Source organism: Leptospira yanagawae serovar Saopaulo str. Sao Paulo = ATCC 700523, from assembly GCF_000332475.2.
In the GTDB taxonomy this organism is placed as follows: Bacteria; Spirochaetota; Leptospiria; order Leptospirales; family Leptospiraceae; genus Leptospira_A; species Leptospira_A yanagawae.
Genome location: NZ_AOGX02000024.1, coordinates 353,264 through 378,854 on the forward strand (window position 1 = coordinate 353,264; position 25,591 = coordinate 378,854).

Annotated in this window: 22 protein-coding genes; 10 read left to right on the plus strand and 12 right to left on the minus strand. The window is 38.4% G+C overall.

Annotated features, from left to right (window positions below):
* Positions 1-9: 9 nt before the first annotated feature.
* The 8 genes from LEP1GSC202_RS13390 to LEP1GSC202_RS13425 form a co-directional block, all read right to left on the minus strand.
* Positions 10-558 (minus strand): GNAT family N-acetyltransferase, encoded by a 549-nt coding sequence (locus tag LEP1GSC202_RS13390; RefSeq protein WP_015678326.1) that lies wholly within the window; start codon positions 556-558, stop codon positions 10-12.
* Positions 555-1,442, minus strand: a complete 888-nt coding sequence (locus tag LEP1GSC202_RS13395) for an aldo/keto reductase (protein WP_015678190.1) — start codon at positions 1,440-1,442, stop codon at positions 555-557. The genes LEP1GSC202_RS13390 and LEP1GSC202_RS13395 overlap by 4 nt, the downstream gene beginning before the upstream one ends.
* Positions 1,439-2,599, minus strand: coding sequence for a UDP-4-amino-4,6-dideoxy-N-acetyl-beta-L-altrosamine transaminase (pseC, locus tag LEP1GSC202_RS13400; protein ID WP_015678077.1), 1,161 nt, complete (start codon positions 2,597-2,599; stop codon positions 1,439-1,441). The genes LEP1GSC202_RS13395 and pseC overlap by 4 nt, the downstream gene beginning before the upstream one ends.
* 2 nt (positions 2,600-2,601) lie before the next feature.
* On the minus strand, positions 2,602-3,609 hold the full coding sequence (pseB, locus tag LEP1GSC202_RS13405; protein WP_015678062.1) for a UDP-N-acetylglucosamine 4,6-dehydratase (inverting): 1,008 nt from the start codon (positions 3,607-3,609) through the stop codon (positions 2,602-2,604).
* Between the two features lie 70 nt (positions 3,610-3,679).
* Positions 3,680-4,687: a phosphoglycerate dehydrogenase gene (locus LEP1GSC202_RS13410; protein ID WP_015678346.1), complete on the minus strand. Its 1,008-nt coding sequence runs from the start codon at positions 4,685-4,687 to the stop codon at positions 3,680-3,682.
* Between the two features lie 110 nt (positions 4,688-4,797).
* The gene (locus LEP1GSC202_RS13415) at positions 4,798-5,754 is read right to left on the minus strand and encodes a GDP-L-fucose synthase family protein (protein ID WP_015677980.1); all 957 of its coding nucleotides are present in this window, start codon (positions 5,752-5,754) and stop codon (positions 4,798-4,800) included.
* A gap of 59 nt (positions 5,755-5,813) precedes the next feature.
* Positions 5,814-6,152 (minus strand): MarR family EPS-associated transcriptional regulator, encoded by a 339-nt coding sequence (locus tag LEP1GSC202_RS13420; protein ID WP_015678341.1) that lies wholly within the window; start codon positions 6,150-6,152, stop codon positions 5,814-5,816.
* A gap of 144 nt (positions 6,153-6,296) precedes the next feature.
* A complete protein-coding gene (locus LEP1GSC202_RS13425) occupies positions 6,297-6,899 on the minus strand; it encodes a hypothetical protein (protein WP_015678344.1) in 603 nt (200 codons plus the stop codon).
* Positions 6,900-7,021: 122 nt separating this feature from the next.
* On the opposite strand from LEP1GSC202_RS13425, the gene LEP1GSC202_RS13430 reads away from it, so the two are divergent.
* Positions 7,022-8,140, plus strand: a complete 1,119-nt coding sequence (locus tag LEP1GSC202_RS13430) for a 1-acyl-sn-glycerol-3-phosphate acyltransferase (protein ID WP_015678106.1) — start codon at positions 7,022-7,024, stop codon at positions 8,138-8,140.
* A complete protein-coding gene (locus LEP1GSC202_RS13435; protein WP_015678013.1) occupies positions 8,137-8,328 on the plus strand; it encodes a hypothetical protein in 192 nt (63 codons plus the stop codon). The genes LEP1GSC202_RS13430 and LEP1GSC202_RS13435 overlap by 4 nt, the downstream gene beginning before the upstream one ends.
* 8 nt (positions 8,329-8,336) lie before the next feature.
* On the opposite strand, the gene LEP1GSC202_RS13440 is transcribed toward LEP1GSC202_RS13435, so the two are convergent.
* Entirely contained in the window at positions 8,337-9,155 is an 819-nt protein-coding gene (locus tag LEP1GSC202_RS13440) for a TrmH family RNA methyltransferase (protein ID WP_039929007.1), read from the minus strand.
* Positions 9,156-9,227: 72 nt separating this feature from the next.
* Entirely contained in the window at positions 9,228-11,243 is a 2,016-nt protein-coding gene (locus LEP1GSC202_RS13445; RefSeq protein ID WP_039929008.1) for an NADPH-dependent 2,4-dienoyl-CoA reductase, read from the minus strand.
* Positions 11,244-11,309: 66 nt separating this feature from the next.
* Between LEP1GSC202_RS13445 and LEP1GSC202_RS13450 the strand changes: the two genes are divergently transcribed.
* A complete protein-coding gene (locus LEP1GSC202_RS13450; protein WP_279615304.1) occupies positions 11,310-11,738 on the plus strand; it encodes a response regulator in 429 nt (142 codons plus the stop codon).
* Here the strand turns inward: LEP1GSC202_RS13450 and LEP1GSC202_RS13455 are convergent.
* Together LEP1GSC202_RS13455 and LEP1GSC202_RS13460 are read right to left on the minus strand one after the other, a co-directional pair.
* Positions 11,735-14,404 (minus strand): PAS domain S-box protein, encoded by a 2,670-nt coding sequence (locus LEP1GSC202_RS13455; protein ID WP_015678365.1) that lies wholly within the window; start codon positions 14,402-14,404, stop codon positions 11,735-11,737. The two genes, LEP1GSC202_RS13450 and LEP1GSC202_RS13455, sit on opposite strands and share 4 nt — an antisense overlap.
* A 21-nt stretch (positions 14,405-14,425) precedes the next feature.
* Positions 14,426-15,184 carry an SDR family NAD(P)-dependent oxidoreductase gene (locus LEP1GSC202_RS13460; protein ID WP_015678127.1) on the minus strand — a complete coding sequence of 253 codons (759 nt, stop codon included), beginning with the start codon at positions 15,182-15,184 and terminating at the stop codon, positions 14,426-14,428.
* A 137-nt stretch (positions 15,185-15,321) separates the two neighbouring features.
* Here LEP1GSC202_RS13460 and LEP1GSC202_RS13465 point away from each other — a divergent pair, with 137 nt between their 5' ends.
* From LEP1GSC202_RS13465 to sucD, 7 genes are all read left to right on the plus strand, one after another.
* Positions 15,322-17,634 (plus strand): PP2C family protein-serine/threonine phosphatase, encoded by a 2,313-nt coding sequence (locus tag LEP1GSC202_RS13465; RefSeq protein WP_015678069.1) that lies wholly within the window; start codon positions 15,322-15,324, stop codon positions 17,632-17,634.
* Between the two features lie 37 nt (positions 17,635-17,671).
* Positions 17,672-19,093, plus strand: coding sequence for an Lcl C-terminal domain-containing protein (locus tag LEP1GSC202_RS13470; protein WP_039929010.1), 1,422 nt, complete (start codon positions 17,672-17,674; stop codon positions 19,091-19,093).
* A 48-nt stretch (positions 19,094-19,141) separates the two neighbouring features.
* Entirely contained in the window at positions 19,142-19,813 is a 672-nt protein-coding gene (locus LEP1GSC202_RS13475) for a hypothetical protein (protein ID WP_039929011.1), read from the plus strand.
* A 249-nt stretch (positions 19,814-20,062) separates the two neighbouring features.
* Entirely contained in the window at positions 20,063-21,334 is a 1,272-nt protein-coding gene (locus tag LEP1GSC202_RS13480) for an NHL repeat-containing protein (protein WP_039929012.1), read from the plus strand.
* An 85-nt stretch (positions 21,335-21,419) separates the two neighbouring features.
* The gene (locus tag LEP1GSC202_RS13485; RefSeq protein ID WP_015678353.1) at positions 21,420-23,330 is read left to right on the plus strand and encodes a PAS domain-containing sensor histidine kinase; all 1,911 of its coding nucleotides are present in this window, start codon (positions 21,420-21,422) and stop codon (positions 23,328-23,330) included.
* Between the two features lie 167 nt (positions 23,331-23,497).
* Positions 23,498-24,667 (plus strand): ADP-forming succinate--CoA ligase subunit beta, encoded by a 1,170-nt coding sequence (sucC, locus tag LEP1GSC202_RS13490; RefSeq protein ID WP_015678275.1) that lies wholly within the window; start codon positions 23,498-23,500, stop codon positions 24,665-24,667.
* Between the two features lie 12 nt (positions 24,668-24,679).
* Complete coding sequence (sucD, locus tag LEP1GSC202_RS13495) at positions 24,680-25,570, plus strand: succinate--CoA ligase subunit alpha (RefSeq protein ID WP_015678143.1); 891 nt, start codon at positions 24,680-24,682, stop codon at positions 25,568-25,570.
* The last annotated feature ends 21 nt before the right edge of the window (positions 25,571-25,591 follow it).

Below are 25,591 nucleotides of genomic sequence, written 5' to 3' on the forward strand. Positions count from 1 at the left end.
TGAATAAAATCAAGAACTTCGTTCATAATCTTCACGGGTAAGTCCAAGCATCACGCAATCAACATAATATCCGTTAGAATAAAAATGTTTTTTCAATAAACCTTCGTGATTAAATCCATTCTTTTCGAACGACCGTATTGATCCGAGATTTGGAGAATACGCTCCCGCTTTCACCTTGTGTAAGTTTAATGTATTAAACGCAAAATCAACAACCAAAGAAATTGATTCAGTACTATAGCCTTTAAACCAACAATCCTTTTCACCTAAAAACAAACTAATATCTGCAAATCGGTGATACCAATTCATTGGCCCTAATTTAATATTTCCAACATGTCGATTTGTTTCTTTTTCACAGATTGCCCAGAGAATCTCATTTGTGCTTCCCTGTTTAGATTTTACGAAATCCGCAATCACATCCTTTGATTGTAAAAGAAATCTTGTTTCTAAATACTGATTTATTTCGGGATCGTTTAACCAGAAATAATATCGTTCCCCCACATCTTCTAACTGAAGACATCTAAGATAAATCTTATTTCCGATTGGGTATTTTACACTCACGTAATTTTCCATTTAGAAGGGTTAGTAATATTATCATCAAATATTGCAAATTTAGAATAATCAATTCCAGTGAATTTCGTTTTAGAATGATAGGAATTAATTGTTTCCAATAGTTGGGAAGCATTATTGAAACCTAGGATTGCAAAATCTACCTCTTTAACGGATTTAATGAAATCCAATGCTACTTCAACTAGCGAAACATCCAGTTTACGTAACATTTCTTGACATTCTTTTATATGATTCCTAATTGATTTAAAATAAGATGGTAGTTCGTTGTATGACATTAAAGCCATCCCCTGTAAAAAAACAGAACGAATATGAATTTCGATATCCAACTTTTTCAACTTTGTTAAAAATCCATTTTGCAAAAAGGATTGATCATAAATATTTAATGGAAATTGGATTATTTCAATAGGAAATTTTTTTAATATTTCTTCTGTTTGAACAGGTGAATAAACAGATACACCAATTTTGGAAACCTTGCCTTCTGTTCTAAGAGTTACCAACTCATCCCATAAATAACCAGAATTTTCTTTTAATAAATCGGAAGAATCATGAATCATCAATCCGTATACTTTATTCAATTTCAAACGGCTTAATGATTCAAAAAAACTATTTCGGATTAATAATCCATCCTCCTTCGTAATCGAACCGGATACAAATTTCCGCGTTTTTGTAATGACTTCAAAGTGATTTAACTCTTTAGGATTTTGGCCAAGAACTGTTTCGCTTTCACCATATAAATACGCAGTATCTAATTTTCTAATGCCTACCTCAAGTGCCTTTTTTAAAATCAATTTTACTTCTTCTTGCTTTGTTTTTCCAGCTTGGTTCGATACTCCATAATCCATACCGAATTGAACAGTACCTAAACCAATTTTCATAAACCAAGGCATTCCCTTAATGTATCAACAACCTTATCTTGCTCAGAATCTTTTAACTCAAAATATACTGGCAAACTGATCGCTGCTGAATAATAGGCCTCTGACTCAGGGAAGGATCGGTTTTTAAATCCTAATGATTGATAATATGGTTGAGTGTGTACGGGGATATAATGAAGTTGAACACCGATTCCACGTTTCCTCAAATCCGAAAAAACCTCTTTATGACTTTTATCACACTTAAAACTATCGATCTTAATTACATACAAATGGTAAGAAGAATAAATATTTTCAGTTAAACTTGGTAATTTAACCGGAAAATCCTTAAGAAGTAGATTATATCTCTCAGCAATCTGATTTCTTCTAATGACAAATTCATCTAACCTTTTTAATTGAGATAAACCTAGGGCAGCCTGCAATTCGGTAAGTCTATAATTATAACCTAACTCCAACTGTTGGTAATACCAATCACCATCAGGTTCTTTTGTCATTAATTCAGGATTTCTGGTTATTCCATGAGACCTAAGTCGTATCAAAAGCTCATATAAATCTTTACGGTTTGTTGTAATAACTCCGCCTTCACCTGTTGTAATAATTTTAACTGGATGAAAACTAAAAACGCATAAATCTGAATATTCACAATTTCCAACGGGTTTATTATTATATCTTGCTCCAATTGCATGGGAAGCATCTTCAATAACCTGAAAACCATATTCTTTTGAAAGTTGGTTAATCTCTTGCATTTTGCAGGATTGCCCACTAAAATGAACTGGTAGTAAAACATCCGGTAATTTTCCTACGGCTTTTGCCTCAACAAGTCTCTTCTTTAATTCTTCTATTGAGAGATTATAAGAATCTGGTTCAATATCAACAAAATCAATATTGGCACCTGTATACAATACAGAGTTAGACGTTGCAACAAATGTATTTGGTGAAGTCCAAGCTATTTTATCTTTTTTTAGACCTAAAGCAAGACATGATATATGCAGAGCTGCAGTTGCATTGGAAACACTTACAGCATATTTTGCATCACAATAACTAGCGACAGCCAATTCAAATTTTTCGACTATAGGACCTTGAGTCAAAAAGTCTGACTTTAATACTTCGATGACTGAATTTATGTCTTCATCATTGATACTCTGTTTTCCATAAGGAATCATCTTTAAACAAACCCAGCGCTTACTTTTAGTTTAATTAGACTTCGTATATCGTCTACGCTCAGCCATTCCTGATTTTCACCGCTGTTGTATCGAAAATTTTCCTTACAAAAGTCTCCTTTAAATTTCCTTTTGAAATCTTCAACATTCCATGAAGTTTTAAATGATGGCAAAATCACGAAATACTTTTCAAACTCAATGGTATTTAATGCATCTGTTTCCGTTATCATCTCCTCATGCAATTTTTCTCCCGGACGGATTCCAACTATTCTTGTTTCAATTCCAGGAGCCACCGCTTCAGCTACATCTAAAATTCGATAACTTGGAATTTTAGGAACAAAAATCTCCCCACCCCACATATTTTCCAAAGCATATATGACTAAATCCACACCTTCATCTAACGTAATGTTAAAACGAGTCATATCCGGGTGGGTAATTGGCAAATAACCTTTTTCTTTGTGCTTTTGAAAAAAGGGAATCACAGATCCTCGAGAACCCATAACATTTCCATAGCGAACTACAGAAAATTTGATATCATGATTTCCTTTATATAGATTTGCCGCGATAAAAAGTTTATCACTACAAAGTTTTGTGGCACCATATAAATTGATTGGAGCAGCGGCCTTATCAGTGGAGAGTGCTACAACATTTTTCACGCCTCTTTCAATACAAGCTTCAATTAAATTTTGAGCACCCAATACATTTGTTTTGATCGCTTCAAAAGGATTGTATTCAGCGGCAGGAACTTGTTTTAGTGCAGCTGCATGAATCACAGTGTCAATCCCTTCTAAGGCATATAAAAGCCGAGATTTATCTCTAACATCCCCAATAAAAAATCTTATCTGAGGATACTCTTCGCTTGGAAATTCAAGAGACATTTCATACTGTTTTAACTCATCTCGAGAAAAAACAACGATTCGTTTCACATCAGGATAAGCATGCACCAATCGCGTAATAAATCGTTTCCCAAAAGAGCCAGTCCCACCAGTAACTAATATTGATTTTACATTCATTTAATATTCCTTTTCCAGAGTTTCAAAGTCACAAATTGAAACTTAAAATTTCAGCAACAACCACCATCCCCTAAACCACCCTCTCCCAATTCCCACCATTAAAAAACCCAACGACATTCTCTGCGGCTTCTCGTTCCATATCTTCTCTACAGTCATTGGAACAAGAACCCATATGTTGGGTAAGGATCACATTCTCCAAATTACATAAAGGACCCTTATATGGTTCTTCTTCAAACACATCCATTGCAGCAGCAGAAATCTTTTGGTCTTTTAACATTTGGTATAAGTCGTCTTCATTCACGATGCCACCTCTTGCCGTATTGATTAACACTGCTTCTGGTTTCATAGTGAACATTGCCTTGGCATCGAGTAAATTTTTCGTACTTTCATTCAAAGGAATATGGATGGTAAGTGCATCTGACCTTTTTAATAGTGTTTCCAGATCAACTTGAATCAACTTTGTCGGATTCCAATTTTTACCAAGCGTTTGGTTCATTTCAATCATTTGATCGGAAAGTTTTTGCAACCGCTCCATCGATTGCTCTTGGTTTAGCAAATCACAGACAAGAATCTCTTTAGGCATGTATCCTAATAAATGGGAAGCGACACGTTTTCCGATCCTTCCAAATCCTAGAATGCCGATTGTCGACCCTCCGATCCGCGAGCCGTAAGGCCGTGTCCACTCACCTTTCCGGATTTCCCGGTCCGCATAGGTAACCTTCCGCATTGCATCAATGATAAGGCTCACTGCGAGTTCTGAGACAGCAGGGGAAACGGCATCAGGGGTATAGGCTACCGAGATTCCCTTTTTGTTACAAAGTTCCAATGGAACGCTGTCAAGCCCTACACCAACCCGAGAGATGAGATTCAAATGGCTTGTCTCTTTGACGAGTGGAGTAAGATCTTCTGTTCCCGCAATGAGGGCATCAAAATCTTTGGCTGCTTCCATCACTTCCAGAGGTTTCATCTTCCTTCCCAATGGGTTGATTGTCACCTTATACCCGTTTGACGTCAAAATTTCAAGAGCTTTCGGACTCGTACGACAAAAGGGAAATGTAGAAACAAAAACGGATTTCATGGATGTCTGGTTCCAATTCAAAAAAGAATTCTTAATAAATGCTCTGCATTAGGAACCTTTTGAGTCATAGGTAAGGTATGACTAAAATTCCCAATGATTCTTGATCGATTCTACGGTGAATGAACACCCTTTTGTAAAAAATCTTCATATGCCAACCGAACGCCTTCTTTGAGTTCCACTTGGTGTTTCCATCCCATTTGATGGAGTTTGGATACATCCAGTAGCTTCCGGGGAGTTCCATCTGGTTTTGTAGGGTCCAAAACTAAATTTCCTTGGTAACCAACAACTTCTTTAACAGTTTCTGCAAGTTCTTTGATGCTGACTTCAATGCCGGAACCAACATTTACATGTTCGCCCCCTTTCGGGTCGCCAGAGACATCATAGTGTTGCATGAGAAATACACAGGCTCTTGCCATGTCTTCTGAATATAAAAACTCACGTAAAGGTTTGCCAGTCCCCCAAATCACTACTTCTGGAAGATTCTGTTTTTTTGCCTCATGGAACCTTCGAATGAGAGCTGGTAATACATGGGAATTCTCAGGGTGGTAATTGTCCCCAGGTCCGTAAAGATTGGTTGGCATGACTGAAATATAATTTGTACCATATTGTCTATTGTAGGATTGGCACATCACAATCCCTGCGATTTTTGCCACCGCATACGGTTCATTAGTTGGTTCCAATTTTCCATCTAATAATTGTCCTTCATCCATAGGTTGTTTGGCAAACTTGGGGTAAATACAAGAAGAACCCAAAAAACAAAGTTTTTTGATCCCATATCGGTAAGAAGCATCAATGATATTATTTTGGATTTGTAAGTTCGAAAAAATAAATTCAGCAGGATAGGTATTGTTGGCATGGATCCCACCTACTTTGGCAGCAGCAAGGAATACATACTCCGGTTTTTCACTTTCAAAAAATTCCAATACTTGGGATTGGTTTTGTAAATCCATTTCAGCATGTGATTTCCCAATCACATTTGTAAACCCAGATTGATTTAGTACTTTTACAAGTGCTGAACCAACAAGTCCCTTATGTCCTGCAACGTATATCTTTGAAGATTGATTCATGAAAATTTTCCCAATTGAATGTATGAAAGAAGTATTAATTCTATAAATTTCTGATTTTACTAGCTGAGCTCTTCCACAATCTCACCTAACTTCTCTACTTCGGCTCTTAAAGCTTCATATTCTCTTTTTTTCTTTTCATAAAAATGAAGGGTCATACGTGCTTTTTCTTCAATGCCTTGCGGAGTGAGTAAATAAGTATAAGAAAGTTTATTTTTATTATTACGAAAATTATTCATTTTGATTAGGCCTTTGTCAAGGAAGGCCTTCAAAATATAATTCACCTTCCCTAAACTTAAACCCAAAACATCAGAAGCATCTCGTTGGGAAAGGTGTGGGTTTTCCTCAAGTAACTGGAGTAACTTGAGGTGGTGGTCACTGTATTCGTAAGAATCTTTCATAGAGAAAAATTGGAGGTTGGATGCCAATTCTTTGGATCTGGCATTCTTGGACTAGGACACATGGCATAGCTTCGCCCCCTGAGTCCCATACTCTGTCAAAATGTGTTCAGTCTTTGAACAAAGTAAAGAAATTTTTTGTTCATTTTATGAACGAAATTGGAAAATGAGGGACTGGAAGGCGCGGTGAATGGCCCAGAAAAAACCAACGGAAAACCAAAGTCCAGGTGTGAATCCGTAGGCATTTGGCGCTAGATAAAGAAAACGTATGGGTTCATTTGGAAAGTTATAATGGATGAGAGGGATCAAAAGATAGTGGCTTGTGTGCCTGTTCTCTCTACCTTTCTGGTCATGTGATACCTGTGTCAGAATTTTCGAATAATGCCAGTTAGCTGAAAATTGATACCCGTGCAAATAAAAGAAAGAATCCCCTATTTTCGGATGATTGGTTGGGAGCATCTCACCTGCTTTACTTTGTAAGAATTTTACTTCGTTTATTTCTCCTCGAAAAAAAAATTGAACTAAAAAAATAGAAACCAAAGAAATTACGATTCCTTCTTTCCACTTTCCAAAGAATGTAAAAAATGCATAACCCACTCCAAAATAGAGAAATCCTGTTGCAAAATGATTCCAATCCGAATCAGCATAAAAATATACCAAATTTCCACAATACGCAGTGATTCCCAAACTGACTGATACAAGAAGGACTTGGATCGGTTCCATCCGAAAGAGTGCGATGTAAAATTTCATTCTACTGCTGCCTAGTTTGCCTTGCATTCCATAGAAGATTCCGTTTTCGTAAAGCAATTTCAATGGTTGGTCTTTTCGGATTCCAATTGACTGTTTCCTCTTTTTTTTAGATACCTACCTCAATGAAACCAAAAAGACATACTGTCCCTTATGACTTTCTCATCAAACTAGTCAGTTTTGCTAGGGGGCTCGTTTTCCATTCCATCGAAGAAAATTTTCCAGAAAAAGAAGAATTAGAAGCACCCTATCCTTCAGCTCTTCTCTGTAACCATGTATCAGAAGCTGATGTAGTTTCCCTTGCAATGGTTTACCCAAGACTCAATCCAAAAATCAAAATGATCATTCCGGCAAGAGAAGATATCCTAAAACAAGGATTTTTGCAAAAAGAATTTCGCGCAAAAGGAATTCTCAAATGGATATTCAAACTGATTGATGCAAGTAATATCATTCCAGTTTTATTACGTTATATAGGTGCTGTTCCCATTAAACGTCCGTTTCGTGACAATGCAAGAGAGCTTTTAAAAAAAGGAGAACTCCGAGATAAGGTTGATAGTGAGTGGACTGATTTAGTAGCTCATATTAGAAAGGGACGGAATTTATTTATGTTTCCAGAAGGAACATACAACCATGACGGTTTTTTAAATCAGGTAAAACGTGGCGCTTATTACATCAAATCGAAAATTGATAAATTACATTTTAATAGTTTTACTTTAACTTACGATCACTTGTCTTATCAAAAAACTAAACTTTATATTAAATATGGTAAACCTTTTGAAATACCAAGTGAGATGCCAGCAGACATAGTTGTAAAACTTGTGGCAGACACACTTGGCAAACATTATACTGTCACTCTTGGAAATTTAACCTCTTATATATTATTAAAATTGGAAAGAGAAACCAATATCAGAAAACAACAATTAGTGCATTTGTTATTCCAAGTGAAATCCCAACTGGAAAAACACTCTCCTGAGATTACGATTGCTTCTGAATTACGTAAAGAAAATATCCAAACACAATTAGAATTGATTTTCCAAAAATTAAAAAAAGTAAATTTGATTGATTGGGAAGGTGAATTCATCAAAACAAAAGAAGTTTTGTATCATATCCCGAAATCACTTCATAATTTAAAAAAATCAAATATTGTGTTGTATCACAAAAACCAACTGACTGCCCACCTTTCCACTTTGGATGAAATTTGGAATGATATGTCATTAAAAATAGGAGTTAATATCAATTCATGAAACTAAAACCAATTCGTATGATTCTATTTTCAACTTTGTTTTTATTGGGTTGCGGGACCATCTCACGGGGTTGTGCCAAATACTTTGGTTATGATGAAGTTTGTGTGGACGGAGTCAAATACATCCAATTCACATCTGGAGCGAGTGTAAAATACAATCCAGATGGAAGTATCGCCACTTGTCGTTAAAATAGGATTCACTTCTTTCTCAATTTTGCCAGTTCCCAAAGGAAAATAGAAGCTGCACTCGCTACGTTTAGGGAGTTGACTACTCCCATCATGGGAATTCGGACAATTTTGTCGCATAGAGCTTGTAAATTGATACTCATTCCCTTCCTCTCATTTCCCAAAATGAAGAGCGTTGGGCATTCAATCTTTGTTTCCTGTAACTCCTCCCCACCACTGGAATCAGATCCAATCACGGTTAATCCATTCCGTTTTTTCCCATTTTCAACAAAAGAAACCAAAGACCCAAATTCATTTACAAACACAAGTTTGGTGTGAAACAATGCTCCTAAACTGGAACGGATGACTTTTGGGTCATATACATCGATTGAATGGCCGATTAAAAAAACAAAATCGACTTGGAAGGCATCACAAGAACGTAAAATCGAACCAAAATTTCCAAAATCACTTGGGCGATCGAATAGCAGATACAAAGAATCTTTTTTACTTTGAACTGTTTCTACGAAATCACTGAGATCATATACATTTTGTTGATTCATTTTTGCTGTGATTAGAAGTTCAGAAGGATTTTCTTTTTCTGATAGTTCCAAATATAAATCTTCTTTCACTTCAAATTGTTTTGCTTTTGAAAAAGAAAGTAACACATCCTTTGCCCAAGATGATAAAACAAAACTTTCTCTGTACAATATCCGAGTGACCTCCCACCTTGCAGTGATTAACTGCTTGATGGCTTCAGTCCCCTCAACAAAAACTTCTTTTTCCTTACTTCGTTTGGTACGATTTGTCCGAAGGGCAGAAATGATTTGGAATTCTGCATTCCGGACAGTCATCTTCAGTGGTTTCAAACCATTACCTATTTTGAATTTCCCAAATGATGTATCTGATATCAATCTTACCTTTTCTCAAATGGTAGTGGCAAGCCTTGTCCCCTGGTCAATTGCCCTTTTGGCATCTAATTCTGAAGCAAGATCGGCCCCACCGATTAAATGCACAGGAATCTTTGCATTTTGTAATGGTGTGAGGAGGGAACGGTTAGGGTCTTGGCCTGCACAGATGACAACTGTATCACATGGTATTTTTTTTGTTTCCCCTTTCACTTCGATGACAACTCCATCGGCTTCAATGGCTTTGTATGTCACACCAGAAATTTGGTTTACCTTGCGATCCTCTAGGGATGTTTTGTGGATCCAACCTGTTGTTTTCCCAAGTGTTGCTCCAAATTTGCTATTGGATCGTTTTAACATTGTCACTTCTCTAACACCAACGGGAGTTTCTTTGTTACCAAGACCTCCATCCTTTCCGATGGAAGTTTGTATGCCCCATTCCTTTAAGTAATTTTCGGTAGTAAACGCATGACCTGGGTCTGTGAGAAGGATACTCACATCGAAACCAATCCCTCCTGCTCCCATAACGACTGCACGTTTTCCCACTGGTTTTCCTTTGAGTACTACGTCCACATAACTCAAAACATTCGGACCATCGATCCCAGGAAGTTCTGGAATCCGAGGGATAACACCTGTCGCAAGCACCACTTCATCAAATCCTTGTTTGATTAAGTCCTCACTGGATATATAAGTACCCAGTTTTACATCCACATCGTACTTTTTTAACATCGTATCGAAATAACGGATGGTTTCTTTAAACTCTTCTTTGCCAGGAATCCTTCTTGCTATATTTAATTGACCACCTAACTTAGATTGAGCGTCGAAGAGTGTGACCTTATGCCCACGTTCTGCAAGTGTTTTGGCACAAGACATTCCACCAGGTCCAGCTCCTACCACTGCTACCTTTTTTACTGTATTCGTTTTTTGAATGATGAGTTCTGTTTCATGGCATGCCCTTGGGTTTACCAAACAACTTGCCGTTTTGCCTTGGAAGATATGGTCGAGGCAAGCTTGGTTGCAAGCGATACAGGTATTGATTTCTTCCGGTTTTCCTTGTTTTGCCTTTTCAACAAAAAAAGCATCCGCAAGAAAAGGACGTGCCATAGAAACTAGGTCGGCATCTCCGCGCGCAAGAACGGATTCAGCAATCTCAGGTGTGTTGATTCGATTTGAAGTTACGAGTGGAATGGATACATGTCCTTTCACTTTTGCGGTGACCCAAGTGAAAGCTGCCCTAGGAACCATCATTGCAATTGTCGGAATCCTAGCTTCATGCCAACCGATACCAGTATTGATGATGGTAGCTCCCGCTTTTTCTATTTCTTTTGCAAGGTGGAGAACTTCTTCAATGTTTCCCCCTTCTTCCACTAAGTCTAACATTGACAAACGATAAATGATGATAAAGTCTGAACCTACTCGTTTGCGTACGGCTTTAATGATTTCAATGGGAAACTTAATTCGATTTTCGAAACTCCCACCCCAATCGTCGGTTCTATTATTGGTTCGTTTGGCAATAAATTGATTGATGAGGTATCCTTCACTGCCCATGATTTCGACACCATCGTAACCAGCTAACTTAGCTAATTCGGAACATCGAGAAAAATCATCAATTGTTTTCCAAATCTCTTCTTCTGTTAATGGATGAGGTTTGAACATATTGATAGGAGCACGTAGGTTTGATGCACCTACAATTTTATCATGGTATCCATACCTTCCTGTATGTAGGATTTGCATGGCAATTTTTCCACCTTCTTTATGAACCGCATCAGTGACCACTCTGTGGTGGAGGGCTTCTTCCTCTGTGTCCATCACACTCCCACCTTTTGCCACTCGACCTGCTTCATTTGGTGCAATGCCACCTGTGACAATGAGGGCAACTCCTCCTTTCGCCCTTTCTCCATAAAAGGCTGCCATACGTTCATAGCCACCTGGTGCCTCTTCTAGGCCTGTGTGCATGGAACCCATGATGGTTCGATTCTTTAGTGTAGTGAATCCAAGTGATAATGGAGAAAGTAAATTAGGATATGCTGTCATAAAGACCCAAGTGTAGAAATTCTAGGAATTTGGCAAGATTTACTTGCCATTTAAAAGAGAACGGATATAACTTTCTTCTGTGGATGTTCTTACTGCGCAAAAAAAGGGAAAAAGGCGATTCTTTTTGTAGATGATGAATCCATCATTTTACTCAGCATGAAATCGCAAGTGAAACACCACTTCGGAGAACAATTCAAATACCTTACGGCAGAAAATGCCAAAGAAGCTTGGGATCTCATCGTAGACTTTGAAGAAGAAGGAAATTCAGTCGCCATCATCATTTCCGATTGGTCGATGCCTGGTATGAATGGAGATGAATTTTTACGAAAGGTTCACAAACAGTTTCCATCCATTGAAAAAGTGATCATCACTGGATTTGCTGAAGAAACCTTAGTGGATGCATTGCAAAAAGAAATTGGACTCATCACTTGCTTAAAAAAACCTTGGGACGAGAAAGAATTGATTGCTGCCATCTCCCAAGCAATCGAATCTTAATTCCCTTTCGGTAGGTAAATCGAAAAAATCGTTTCTCCTGGTTTTGAAGTCAAATCAATCCTTCCACCATGACGTTTCACAATTTTATTGACAATGTCAAGTCCAAGCCCACTCCCTTCTCCTGGAGGTTTGGTCGTAAAAAATGGTTCAAAGATTTTTTCTCGAATGTTTGGGTTGATGCCAGGCCCTGAGTCTTGTAACGAAACCATTACTTCTTCTCCACAATCCTTGATAGTGATCACTAAATTCCCAGTAAATGACATCGCTTGTAATGAATTATAAATCAAATTTGTCCATACATGTAAGAGATCGTCCGGATAACAAAGTATAGGTGGGATATCTTCGTAATTTTTGGTTAAGGTTATCCCCCTCTTCAATTGATTTTGGTAAATTGTAAGAACTGTTTCTATTGTGTCCTGTACGGATGCTTTTATTTTTTTCCCAGTGGAGTCAAAATGAGAAAAGTTCTTCAAGGCGTACATAATTTTCGAAACACGATCTACTGCCAATTGGATGGATCGAGTGTTCCGACGGAATTGGATCTCCAAAGCCAAATAATCTAAAAACACTCTTAAGTAGTGCGAATAAAAAAGTGGAATGTATTGTTCTTCCAATTCTCCAATTCCTAACTCCACCCATGCTTCTGCAAATTCATCCGCATCGTCAGCTTTAAAACCTTTCTGCATTAAAATTTCTTTGTTCTTTTTTTTCCGTAAACGTTCTTCTTTGCCTGTATAAAATTCAATGGGTTGGTCAAGGTTTGATAGGATCGTTTTGAGAATGACTTGTTCTTCCCTTGGAACACTGAGGATGGCTTCACGAAATAATTGAGAGGCAATGCCATAACGTTTTTGCCAATCCAACATGTTTTGATTGGAAGCTTTCACGGCACCAATAGGGTTATTGATCTCGTGAGCGATCCCTGCTATGAGTTGTCCAAGGGCCGCTAATTTTTCTGATTGGACCAATTGTTCCTGTGTTCGTTTTAAATTTTCAAATGCCATCTCAAGTTCGATTTTTTGTTTTTCGATGAGTTTGTTTTTTTCACGAATTTCGGTATTGATTTGCCTTAGTTCTTCAACCTCTTTAATGGGACTCAAATCGAAAATACTATACGCAATCGAATCAGTTTGGTTGTATTTAAAACGCTTGATGGAAACGAGTGCTGGAAACTCTTCTCCTGTTTTACGTTTGCAAACAACTTCAATGGATTCACTAGAATTTGATGCGATTTTTTCACGAATCTTTTGTAGGGAATCAATCGTAAGTAAGGAACGAATCCTTAAAGTTTTTGTATCTTCAGGGCTATATCCGAATAAGGTTTGGAAAGCAAAGTTGGAATCATTTGCACGTAGTGAATTTTCATCAAAAATCAAAAATGCTTCGGTTGAAAATTGGTAAAATGCTCGGAAACGTTCATCGGATGTCCTTAAGGCTTCTTCCGCTAACTTAGCTTCGGTGACATCTAAAATTGTTCCCATCAAACGAAATGGTTTCCCTTCTCCATCTCGCAAAAGATTTCCTCTAGATTCCACCCAATGGACTTTTCCATCTGTGTGGAAGATACGATGTTGGATCGTAAATCCGGAACGACTCGGATCGTCTTTTAAACTTTGAATCTCTAACGAAATTTTTCCAATGTCTTCTTCAGGATGAAGTTTTATGTACCTGTCGATTGAAATTTCAGAATCATCTGATGGAAATCCATAAATGGCAAACGTTTGTGGAGACCAATAAATTTCCTGTTTGTCAATATCCCAACTCCATATTCCCATTTTTACTGCATCAAGTGACATGAGAAGCCTTGATTCAGATTCTTTGAGGGCTAAATTGGCAACAATTTGTTCTGTACGATTGATCATCGCACCAAACATGCGATAGGCAACACCTTCTTTATCATACAAAAAGATTCCATTGTCTTCGATATAAATATAATTTCCAGTTTTCGTTCGATATCTGTATTCACAAGAAAACTTGGTTTTCTTTTCCATTGCTTCATCAAACAATCGTAAGGTTCTATCCTTATCTTCTGGATGGATGAGAAGTGACCAAGCTTCATAACCGATGGCAAGGTATTCTTCCGTCGTGTAACCAGTGATTTCTTGGATGGCACCTGCCCAATAGTTTTTGCCTGAAGGGATATCTAGATCATATACCATACTAAGGGAAAGTTCGGTGATCGTTCTGTATTTGGCCTCACTGTCTTCCAATTCTTTTTGTTTCAGAACATTATCTGTAATGTCAGTGATTAAAAAAACGAGAGAACGCAACTCACCCTTCTCATCGAAAACAGGAGAACCATTGATGGAGAGGTATTTTTTGGTTCCTAGTGCGTCTTCAATCGCATGTCGGATGTCGGCTACAGGTTTTTTTGTTTTTAAAACGATATTAAAGGGTTGGTCTTCGTCTCGCCAAGGGCCACCATCAAGAGAAGTATTTTTCCATTGGGGTGCATCATAGGTTCGAGAGAGGATGTCTGTTAATTTGATTCCAAGGACATTTTCAGAAGCAGGGTTTGCATACAGAATTTGCCCTTGTGGATTTAACAAAACAATTGCAGTGGAGCTCACCTCCATGATCGTTTTCAAAAGATCCGCTTCGACAATGGACTGGTTCATTGCCGATGGTGGTAAATCTGGTAACGATTCTCCCGAAGAAGCCTGCATAGTGGACACTATGCAGTAGACTTAAGATTTATGCGATTTCAATTTTAAGGCTTCTATTTTTTGGTAAATTTTTAGCGGGAAAAATAAAAACCTGTCCAAAAACTGAATGAAACGGAAGAGGAAAGAGGGAAAAACTTCCTTTTTGTCAGTTAAAATCCCCTTTACAATTTGTTTCGCAACTGTCTCTGGAGTTTGGCTTGGGAAGGGAACGGGAACCTGTTTCCCTGCTGAGTCAAAAAATTTTGTACGAGTCGCTATCGGATACACAATCATCGTTCGGTTCCCGGGTTTCAATTCGCATTGGTAAGCTTCCAGAAAGGACCGGACCGCCGCTTTGGTAGCCGAATACAAGGCATATCCTGGAAGTGGTAAGTGGCTCATCGCAGACGCAGTCACAATGAATAAACAAGGTTCTTTCCGTTTCAAATTCAAAGTTACCAAAGTATAAAATGGGGAATACACATTGGTGCGGAAGATTCGGTCGATTCGTTCCCAACTGGCTTCGGGGATCACTTCATAATACGCAAAACCAGCATTGGCATAAAAGATATCAATCCCACCTAATTTTTTATCTGCGTCTTTGAGTAGTTTATCTAAAGATTCTGGTTTTGATACATCACATTTATAAGGAATGACATTTGGATGAGATATAATATTTTTTTCGTTTAAGTCACATGCTAAGATTTTAACGTTTTCAAAATTTAACATCTGCAATACGGTTTCTTTCCCGATCCCAGATGCGGCACCAGTCACTACAATTCTTTTGTTTTTTAAATCCATTAGCGAAAACTAACGATTGTGATTTCGTTTGAAAGTTTTTTTTAATATGATATCTAACTTTTTTCAAATTATGAGGTGAAAAATCTCTTTACGCATCGATTCCCTTCTCTTAGAATTTGGATTCCTTGGGGACGAAAATGAGTCAGATCTTTGATCATATTTTCAAGTTTTTACACAAAACCATTTCTTATAGTTTTGCGATTGTTTTCTTTTCTTTGCAAGGGGCCTTTTTTGGTGCTTTTTACGCATACTTTTTTGGTTCAGCTCTCATTCCCAATTTCACAATCGAAAACCACCCAGAAGTAGTGAACGTTTTTGTTTTTGCTACGTTTTTGGCAGCTGTTGGCCATAGCATCGAGTTTGGGATCCTAACTCCCATAGGTTACGGTGGATTCCGTTCTGACATACGAAAACTAAATCTTTTTCTCAAACGAAATGAAACCATTCGTCACAAAGATATCTTAGAACTGGAGAACAATTTAAATACACTCATCCACCTTCCAAAAGAAAATATGTATGCGGCCATTCGGTATGCTCTTATGATTTTCCTTTCTGTTTCTATCACCTATTTGGTGTTTTCGTATCCGTTGTATGAGTTAGTTTTGATTTTTATTGGATGGTTATCGGCTGTTTTTGTTTACGGTGGTTTTTCATATATCATTTCCGATTATGCCACAGGATCAAAAAGAGTGGAAATTAAAAAGATTTTAGCATTCCGAGATGTAACCGTACATAAAAATTTTGGAATTTTGAGTTTAAAAGGAAAGTTTATCTTTTTATTAATCCTCATTTTACTTTCCTTAAGTGTATTATCTGTTTTCATATCCTTTGGCAATGCAAGTTTACTGAAGATTACTGCCTTTATCACGATGACTTTTATAGAAGCTGTCATTTTGATTTATATGTTTTTCCAATCCATCAACTTAACTTTGGAACAAATTAACGAGTCTGCTAATAGTTTGGCTACAGGTGGGAGTGGTGCTCTTCCCATCCTATCCATCGATAAGGAATTCATTCTCTTTGCTAAAAACTTTGAAAAGGCAACAAGAGAGGTAGGGAAAATCAGAGAGAATCTACAAGAACTTGTCGAAGCAAAAACCTCAGAACTCAGAAACAGTTTGGAAACTGTGGAGACATTAAAAAAACAACAAGATGGTGATTATTTTTTAACATCACTTCTCATCAAACCTCTTAGTTTGAACAAAACCATTGGTTCCCATGTCAAAACAGATTTTTTAATCAAACAAAAGAAAACCTTTTTATTCCATGGACGAGAAAATGAAATCGGAGGAGATATTTGCATCACACGAACCATCACCTTACGAGGAAAAGATTATACCTTTTTTCTCAATGCAGATGCAATGGGCAAATCCTTACAGGGTGCGGGTGGTGTTCTTGTCCTTGGTGCAGCAGTACAATCCATTTTAGAAAGGTCCAATGCTGTCGAAGCAGTAAAACTTTTGTATGCAGAACGTTGGATCAAAAATGCTTACCAAGAACTCCACCATATTTTTGAAAGTTTCGACTGTTCTATGTTAGTTTCCATGGTTATGGGCCTGATTGATGATGAGACTGGCCTAATGTATTATTTAAATGCAGAACATCCATGGTCAGTTTTATATCGAAAGGGAACTGCCGAGTTCATTAAAAACAATTCTGAACTCAGGAAACTAGGAACTCCATTCTCAGAAAAAACACTCGAAATCTCCACCTTACAATTATTACCTGGGGATATTTTAATTCTTGGGTCGGATGGAAGGGATGATATCGAATTTGTGACAGAGACAACTGCTAGAAAAATCAATCACGATGAAGAATTATTTTTACGCCATGTTGAACGAGGGAATGGAGATCTAAAAAGTATATACCAATCCATTCTGACCATGGGAGAACTCACGGATGACTTAAGTTTAATGCGGATTGGTTTTATGGAAAATAGTAACCAACCACCAAGGGCCATTCGTAAAGAATCATATGAACTGATGCGAAAAGCAAAAACCCAAATCAAAACGGAATCTTTTGAAGATGCAAAAACAAGTTTACTTGAGGCGAACCGCATCAATCCCGAAAACAGAGAAATCAAAAGAGCTCTCATTCGCCTACTCGTACGTATGAAAGATTACCAATTGGCGGCCGAAAAACTCAATACCTATATTGAAGAATTCCCTGGTGATACGGATTTAATTTATTTAGCATCGTTCACTTATAAACAAACAAAAGAATACGGAAAGGCAATTGATATGGGAGAAAGGATCCGACTTCGTAACCCAGGCCACCTTTCCAACTTGATACAACTTGTACAATTGTATCTGATAATAGGCAATTTGCCTAAAGCAGAAAAAACTTTACATCTAACATCGCTTATTCCTACCGATACAAAACGGATCGATCAATTAAAATCACAAATTGCATCATTCCGAGAGAAAATTGTTGCAGAAATTCCTTCATAGCTGGTTCCATTGAAAAATACCATTTAGCATCGATTTTATGACACAGATGAAATTTAGTTCTGTTTTGCTTTTTCTCTGTGCCACTCAATTGATGAATTGCCAAAGGTCCAATTTGGATAACCTTTGTGATCCCAAAACAAAATCGTATTTAGAAAGTTTACTCATCCGTTTCATCAATTTTGATGAAACCCCACATTGTGGATTGGTTTTGGAAGTGGTTCCACCGAGTTTTCTAAATTGCCCTGCTCCGATTCCAAAAGCCAATTCCATGTTTTTTGTGGAGTCGTTTGAAACTGATGGGAATCGTTTGACGTTTTCCAGTGACCCTCCCCTTCCCGAAGGAATTTCCTTTTCGTTTTTCTTTGCTTCCCTCCAAGGCAGTTACTCTGGTTGGAAGGCAAATCGAGTCTCTTATACCATCACTGCAAGTAATCCCAAAGGCAGTGCCAGTTGCACTTACACTCCTTTATGGATGGGAAAACTTCCCTTCAAAACAAACCAAACCACTTGTTACGATGGTGCATACAATCCAGTCATTTGTTCGAGTGTTTCGGGTCAGGACGGAAACTTCCTAAAAGGAACAACGCAAAGTTTTATTGGTCCCAGTTTGGTGGCTGGTGTGGAAATCACAACCGAAGAAAACTCCGGACTGGTATGGACGAGTTGCCAAAGAGGGATCACAGGAATCGGATGTACAACCTCGGGTACAACTAGCTTTACATTTACACAAGCACAAACGGAATGTGCAAGTCTCAATGTTGGGTCTGGATTTGCCAATCGCACCGATTGGCGTGTTCCCGAAATGTATGAGTATATGAGTACATTCGATTATACTACAATCAATCCATCGATTAACCAAACTTATTTCCCTGCTACTGATAGCTGGAATTTCAAAACAAACACGGATTATGATCCAGGAGTGGGAGCCTATTATCCTACTTTTATTGAATCAGGAATTGGAGGTGGTGGATATGGAGACCTCCACCGATTGCGTTGTGTTGCCAATGGAACTCCCATCAAAAACAAACGTTTAATCAATAATAATGATGGAACCATCTTGGATTTAGACACTTCCCTTGTTTGGCAAAGGTGCCATGCAGGCCAAACCAACTTCGCTACGTGTACGGGAGGGACTGATCTTATCTCTGATTGGCAAACGGCGATCAATTATTGCCAAAACTTAAATTTGGCCGGTAAGGTATGGAGGCTTCCAAACGCCAATGAACTCAGGAGTCTGATCGACTTTTACATCACTTACGGAAGGCCCGGTTATGATCCGGTTTTCTTTCCCAATACGGCAGAAATTGCATCGCCTGATGTCGTGAATTATTGGACTTCAACTTCAGGAACTCAGTTTGGTTCGAATGCATTTGTCGTCAATTTCCAATATTCAGGTGGTGGACCTGATACAAAATCAAATTCATCAGACAATTATACTCGATGTGTTTCTGATTTTTAACGTTTGGCAGATGGACAAAAAAGCAGACCATTGAATCGATTGAAAGCCATGTTCAAAATTTTTTATTTCACTTGTTTCCTTTTCCTAGCCAGTTGCACCACAATTGGTTTCCACCAAAACTCTGTCCGGGAATCGATGTCGTTTGGAGAGGAAGTGAACATTCGCGTTTGTCTCATCCGTGAACCTGGTATCGAACCAGATGAAATCCAATCTCTATTCACATCTTGGAATGATGAACTTTCCTTTTACCGTCTCAAAGTTGAACCCATTCCCTTGGCTGTGATGGAACGTCCCGGATTTTATGGCTCGGATATCATAGAGTATTTGTTAAATAAAAAAATGCCTGAATTTTGTGACAGACTTTTGTATCTGAAAGGTAGGACTTGGGGTGATATCGCTTACGAAGTGTTTACTTTGGGACTCTTTGTTGGAGTCGGAGTGAAGTTGGAAATACAAGGTGCTGTCGAAACTCGCACCAATACTAAAGGTTATATCAAAGCAAAATACATTTCCACCATCCAACTATTATTCACAAGTCCAAAATCGACACTGATCCATGAAGGTTACCATCTACTTGGCTGTGGCCACCAACTATTGATGAAAGAGTGTTATGAAAGGATACGAGATGTAAAACTTCTACTGACCGATCCGAACAGAGACCCAAATTTTTTTCCGAATATCAATGCCGACGGTATAAAAATAATAAAACGTCCGATTTAATCCATTGGGAAACGTTGGATCCCAAAACATAAGAGAACCATACGATTTTTTGTTTATACATTCTGACAGTCTCAATGCTAACAATTCGCGATCTGAATGGAATTTCTATCCATTGGCGTATAACAGCTATTAGCTATTTTATGTAAAAGAATTCGCTACGGATGATTCCTCAAACACATTCTTAGGGAAATTTCTTATCTTGATTGCGGATGGAGTGAGGATAACAATAACATCCATTTTGTATCCTTTATGTTTCGTTCTTTTATTTTTTTCTCTTTCTTTTGTTTGTTTTTTTCCTGTTCGAATGGAGATTTATCGAATGTATGCGATGTGAATTCCAATTCCTATATAGAGGAATTGTTCTTTCGCATCACCACGAAAGACAAAAGTTTCCATTGTGGATACCAAATCCAACAACCTCGTGAACCCATTTGTTCCTTATCTTATGAACAAGTCCACTTAACCGAAAATTGGGATTTGGTCAAAAAGGAAGTAGAGGCACAATCATCTCTTGGTGTCAGTGGGCCTGAAGCTCTTATCCAATATTCTCCTAATTCAGTGGCGGCAGCCATCGGTGTGGGTTATCCTGCTTTCCAAAGTGCGCTCAGTGCCCCAAATGGTAAGGTATACTTACTTCCATATAACTCACCCTACATCATTTCGATCGACCCTAACAATCGTTCGTATGCCCTTTCTACTTCTGTAGCTGGTTTAGTTGATTTTATAGGAGGAACCCTTGGTCCCGATGGAAAGATTTACCTTTCCCCCCACCAAAACAATGACTTTTTTGAATTCAATACATCTGACGAAACCATATCGACAATTGGCAATATCACAATGGGTGGAGCCGCATACAATGGAGGTGTGTTTGCTCCCAATGGAAAAATCTACTATGTTCCGAGCAGTGAATCCATAATCCGTTACTATGATACGAATACAAAGTCTTTAGGATCGATTTCTAATCCTGTTACCGGAGGGATTTTTGCCAATGGAGTGCTAACACCCGAAGGAAAAATATATTTTATCCCTCACGATGCGACCAATATCCATATTTTAGATACAAATACTGAAACGGTTTCCGAACATCCATTTAACTTTGGTGGCAGCGGGAATTTTATCTCTGGGATTTATGCAACAAACGGAAAAATTTATTTAATTCCATATAACGCAAGTAATGTGTTTACAGTCGATACAAAAAACAATGATACTGTAACGAACCTCGGAAACCTACCGACACCAGTGAGTGGAATGTTCAATGGAGTAGTGCTTTCTCCCAATGGAAAGATTTATCCAATTCCTTATAATTATTCCAATTTCATTTCGATTGATCCAAGAACGGACACCTACAATGTTCTAATGGCAAATCCATCATCTGGTTCCTATCGTGGTGGTGCCATCGGTGTACGAGGTGAAATTTACCTTTCTCCTCACAATGCCGATCGATTTGACCTTCTGGACACAAAACCAAATGGAAGTTTTTGTGATCCCATCCGACTTTCTCCTTATTGGAACAAATTTTAAGGATAGAATCGGAATCCAGAGGGATTCTTTCGTCCAATCGACTTAAGATTTTCACCTTTCCTTTTGGATTGGGTGTTGCAACCCTATGAGTATAACAAACAAAACGGAAACGAATCTTTTTTATGGATTTGCAAACCAACTGAAACGTTCAGTATTTTTGTTTGAAACAAAAGAGGAAGGTTTTGATCATTCTTCAAAATTGGTTTTTGCCAATGAAATGGCGAAAGAAACCCATCCCTCACTCAAAATAGGAAATGGCATACCAACAATTGGTTCTCTATTTCCATTTTTAATGGAACTCGATTCTCAAAACCAAATCAATACTTGTTTCCAAAACAACACCCAATATGAAGAGGTTATAACCATTTCTGGTTACCAAACCAAAAGCACGAACAATCAAAACTTTTTATTTATTTTAAACAAACTGAATGTTACACATTGTACGGTTTTGATTGAAGAATTATCTGATGTATTGCTTGCAGAAAAGGCCCTCAAACAAAAAGAAACCAAACTAAATCGATTTTTAAAAACAATGATCAATGGTGTCGTAGTTGTCAACACGGAAGGTCAAATCCTTTATGCCAATGACAGTGCTGCCAATATTTTAGAATTGGAATTAAAAACCATCGAAAATCGTTACTTTAGTTCAAGAGAATGGAAACAAATTGATGAAAATGGTGAACCGTTTCCAGTCGAAAAACTTCCATTGGCAATTGCGCTTGGTAAAGGGGAAACAGTATACAATTGTGAACATGGAATTGTTTCAGAAGAAGGTCAAATAAAATGGCTGAATGTCAATGCAACTCCTCTGTATGATGAGAAAGGGAATTTAGAAGGTGCAACAGCGAGTTTTTTAGATATCACCGAACTTAAAAAAACACAAAACACCATCCAACTCCAAAACAAAAAATTAACCTCGATCTTAGACGCCATTGAAATATCTGCCATTGTCAGTGTCACCGATGCAAACGGTACCATCACTAGGGTAAATTCTAAATTTGTGAATCTTTGCGGTTATACAGAATCCGAAATCATTGGCAAAAACCACAGAATTTTAAATGCAGCCTATCATCCCAAAGAGTTTTGGACAGGTTTATGGAAAGATATCAAATCGGGAAATACTTGGGAGGGTATCATCAAAAACAAATCAAAAGATGGAAATTATTTTTGGTTACAAACCTTTATCCATCCTTTGTATGATGAAAAAAACCAAATTGAATCTTTTTTATCCATTCGATTTGATATCACTGAAGAAATAGAGGCTCTCGAAAACACAAAACGGATGTTACATTTCACTGGCATCCAAAACAATCGATTACAAAACTTTGCATATATTGTATCTCATAACATAAGACAACACTCTTCAAACTTTACATCCCTTGTGCAATTATTAGAAGAATCCAAAACTGAAGAAGACAAAACTAAGATTGTTCATATGTTACATGCCTCTTCCGTACAATTAGAAGAGACCATTACTCATTTAAATGATATTATCTCCATCAACCAAATGTTAAACAAACCAATGGAAATTTGTTCACTTAAAATTGAGGTGGATAAAACTTTATCCATCTTAAAAGGTTCTATCGAATCAAGAAACATTCAAGTAGAAGTTTGCATTTCAAACGAAATTGAATGTAAAACGATTCCCTCTTACTTAGAAAGTATTCTATTAAATCTTATCTCCAATGCAGTGAAATACGTTCGACTCAAAAAAGGTGCCTTCATTCGGATTGAAGCAGAAGAGAAAAATGAACAAATTGTAATCACTGTTGAAGATAATGGACTTGGCATCAATTTAGAAAAACATGGCAACAAAATATTTGGTATGTTCAAAACCTTTCACAGGAATGAAGACGCCAGAGGCATTGGGTTATTCATCACCAAATCTCAAGTAGAAGTTTTAGGTGGTTCGATTGTTGTGACCAGTGAAGAAGGCAAAGGTTCTGTGTTTCGAGTGATCCTACCGAAACATCCTGAAGAAAGCCTTCGGGCATAAAACGAAAGGTCCATCCCGGAATTTTTCTCGTAAACTTTCAGCGACTTAGCCCTTCGCTTTCCACACTTCTTTCCAATCCAACTTGACAATCTCCCCCAACCCATGAGGTTTAACCTAGTGATCCGTCGGCGAAGGCCCACGGACGTACCAATGACATAAGGAAATCCATGAAAGTCCACGAATACCAGGCCAAAGAAATCCTACGTAGACACAATGCCAACGTTCCATTCGGAAAGGTCATCGACACTGTCGGTGATTTCGAAAAGGCATATAACGAAGTTGTCCAAAAATCACCCGTAGTGGTGGTAAAAGCCCAAATCCACGCTGGTGGACGAGGAAAAGGTGGCGGAGTGAAAGTCGCCAAAACAAAAGACGATGCAAAAGCAGCTGCGGAGAGAATCCTCGGGATGCAACTCATCACCCCACAAACTGGGCCTGAGGGAAAAAAAGTCCTAAAAGTTTACCTTGAACAAGGTCTTGAAATCGCAAAGGAATACTACCTTTCCATTTTACTCGACCGTGCCATTCGCAAAACCATCATCATGGCTTCCACAGAAGGTGGGATGGAAATTGAAGAAGTGGCAGAAACCCACCCTGAAAAAATCATCAAAATCCAAATTGATCCAGGCATCGGGATCCAAGGATCCCAAGTGAGAGAACTTGCGTTCGCTCTCGGAATTCCAGCGGAAGCACAAAAGTCCTTCACTGCCCTCGTTAACGCAGTTTACAATGCGTACATCAAAGAAGATGCAGCACTCCTTGAGATCAACCCTCTCATCCTCACAAAACAAAACGAAATCATTGCAGGGGACTGCAAGATGGACTTGGATGAAAACGCTCTTTATCGCCACCCAGACAACGAAGCCCTTCGTGATATCACAGAAGAAGATCCATACGAAGTAAAAGCAAAAGAATACAACCTCAACTACGTAAAGTTAGACGGTAATATTGGTTGTATGGTAAATGGTGCAGGTCTTGCGATGGCAACCATGGACATTGTAAAGTTAGCTGGTGCTGAACCTGCAAACTTTTTGGACGTTGGAGGTGGAGCAAACCCTACCACTGTAGAAAATGGGTTCAGGCTTATCCTTTCCGATCCAAACGTAAAAGGTATTTTTGTAAACGTATTCGGTGGAATTGTTCGTTGTGACCGAGTTGCTGTAGGAATCATCGAAGCAACAAAAAAGGTGAACGTATCGGTTCCAGTTGTGGTCCGCTTAAAAGGAACCAATGCAGAAGAAGGGAAAAAAATCCTAAACGAATCTGGGATGAACATTGTGGGAGTCGAAGGGCTCCGTGACGCGGCAGACAAAATTGTCTCCCTAATCAAAAAATAGGAAACAGAAAACATGGCTGTATTAGTAGATGAAAATACAAGAGTAGTTGTACAAGGGATCACTGGAAAAGAAGGTTCCTTCCATGCAACACAAATGTTGGAATATGGAACAAAGGTAGTAGCAGGTGTGACTCCAGGAAAAGGTGGCCAAACATGGACATCAGAATTTGGAAAAACAGCTCCTGTTCGGAATACCATTAAAGACGCAATGAAAGAGGACGGGGCAAACGCAGCAGTGATTTTCGTTCCACCTCCATTTGCAGCTGACGCAATTCTTGAAGGAATCTTTGCGGAGATCCCACTTGTGGTTTGTATCACGGAAGGGATCCCAACGCACGATATGTTAAAAGTGTACAGTGTGTTGCGAAATTCCAAAACGAAACTCGTAGGACCAAACTGTCCAGGTGTGATCAACCCACGTTACAATGTAAAAATGGGAATTATGCCAGGTTTCATCCACACACCAGGGAATATTGGGATTGTTTCTCGATCGGGAACCCTCACCTATGAATCTGTAGCTTCGTTGACAGCGGCAGGCCTTGGCCAGTCGACTTGCATTGGAATCGGGGGAGACCCAGTTCCTGGAATGAACCACACAGAAGCGGTTCGCCTACTCAACGAAGACCCAGACACGGAAGGCATTGTGATGATTGGTGAAATTGGTGGAACTTCGGAAGAAGAAGCAGCGGCTTACATCAAAGCCCATGTGAAAAAACCAGTTGTTGGTTTCATCGCAGGCCAAACGGCTCCTCCAGGAAAACGTATGGGCCACGCGGGTGCCATTATTTCTGGTGGAATGGGGACAGCGACTTCCAAAATTGCAGCGATGCAAGATGCGGGTGTGAGCATTTGTGCTCATATTGGGGAAGTTGGTGAAAAAATGAAGGCAGCCTTTAAAAAATAAGGGCTACAATCAAAAAAAACA

Excerpts from the sequence above, each read along its gene's own strand:
- LEP1GSC202_RS13395 (WP_015678190.1), bottom strand. The coding sequence starts at position 1,442 with ATGAAAATTGGTTTAGGTACTGTTCAATTCGGTATGGATTATGGAGTA.
- pseC (WP_015678077.1), bottom strand. The coding sequence starts at position 2,599 with ATGATTCCTTATGGAAAACAGAGTATCAATGATGAAGACATAAATTCA.
- pseB (WP_015678062.1), bottom strand. The coding sequence starts at position 3,609 with ATGAATGTAAAATCAATATTAGTTACTGGTGGGACTGGCTCTTTTGGG.
- LEP1GSC202_RS13410 (WP_015678346.1), bottom strand. The coding sequence starts at position 4,687 with ATGAAATCCGTTTTTGTTTCTACATTTCCCTTTTGTCGTACGAGTCCG.
- LEP1GSC202_RS13415 (WP_015677980.1), bottom strand. The coding sequence starts at position 5,754 with ATGAATCAATCTTCAAAGATATACGTTGCAGGACATAAGGGACTTGTT.
- LEP1GSC202_RS13420 (WP_015678341.1), bottom strand. The coding sequence starts at position 6,152 with ATGAAAGATTCTTACGAATACAGTGACCACCACCTCAAGTTACTCCAG.
- LEP1GSC202_RS13425 (WP_015678344.1), bottom strand. The coding sequence starts at position 6,899 with ATGAAATTTTACATCGCACTCTTTCGGATGGAACCGATCCAAGTCCTT.
- LEP1GSC202_RS13430 (WP_015678106.1), top strand. The coding sequence starts at position 7,022 with ATGAAACCAAAAAGACATACTGTCCCTTATGACTTTCTCATCAAACTA.
- LEP1GSC202_RS13435 (WP_015678013.1), top strand. The coding sequence starts at position 8,137 with ATGAAACTAAAACCAATTCGTATGATTCTATTTTCAACTTTGTTTTTA.
- LEP1GSC202_RS13440 (WP_039929007.1), bottom strand. The coding sequence starts at position 9,155 with ATGACTGTCCGGAATGCAGAATTCCAAATCATTTCTGCCCTTCGGACA.
- LEP1GSC202_RS13445 (WP_039929008.1), bottom strand. The coding sequence starts at position 11,243 with ATGACAGCATATCCTAATTTACTTTCTCCATTATCACTTGGATTCACT.
- LEP1GSC202_RS13455 (WP_015678365.1), bottom strand. The coding sequence starts at position 14,404 with ATGCAGGCTTCTTCGGGAGAATCGTTACCAGATTTACCACCATCGGCA.
- LEP1GSC202_RS13460 (WP_015678127.1), bottom strand. The coding sequence starts at position 15,184 with ATGGATTTAAAAAACAAAAGAATTGTAGTGACTGGTGCCGCATCTGGG.
- LEP1GSC202_RS13465 (WP_015678069.1), top strand. The coding sequence starts at position 15,322 with ATGAGTCAGATCTTTGATCATATTTTCAAGTTTTTACACAAAACCATT.
- LEP1GSC202_RS13470 (WP_039929010.1), top strand. The coding sequence starts at position 17,672 with ATGACACAGATGAAATTTAGTTCTGTTTTGCTTTTTCTCTGTGCCACT.
- LEP1GSC202_RS13475 (WP_039929011.1), top strand. The coding sequence starts at position 19,142 with ATGTTCAAAATTTTTTATTTCACTTGTTTCCTTTTCCTAGCCAGTTGC.
- LEP1GSC202_RS13480 (WP_039929012.1), top strand. The coding sequence starts at position 20,063 with ATGTTTCGTTCTTTTATTTTTTTCTCTTTCTTTTGTTTGTTTTTTTCC.
- LEP1GSC202_RS13485 (WP_015678353.1), top strand. The coding sequence starts at position 21,420 with ATGAGTATAACAAACAAAACGGAAACGAATCTTTTTTATGGATTTGCA.
- sucC (WP_015678275.1), top strand. The coding sequence starts at position 23,498 with ATGAAAGTCCACGAATACCAGGCCAAAGAAATCCTACGTAGACACAAT.
- sucD (WP_015678143.1), top strand. The coding sequence starts at position 24,680 with ATGGCTGTATTAGTAGATGAAAATACAAGAGTAGTTGTACAAGGGATC.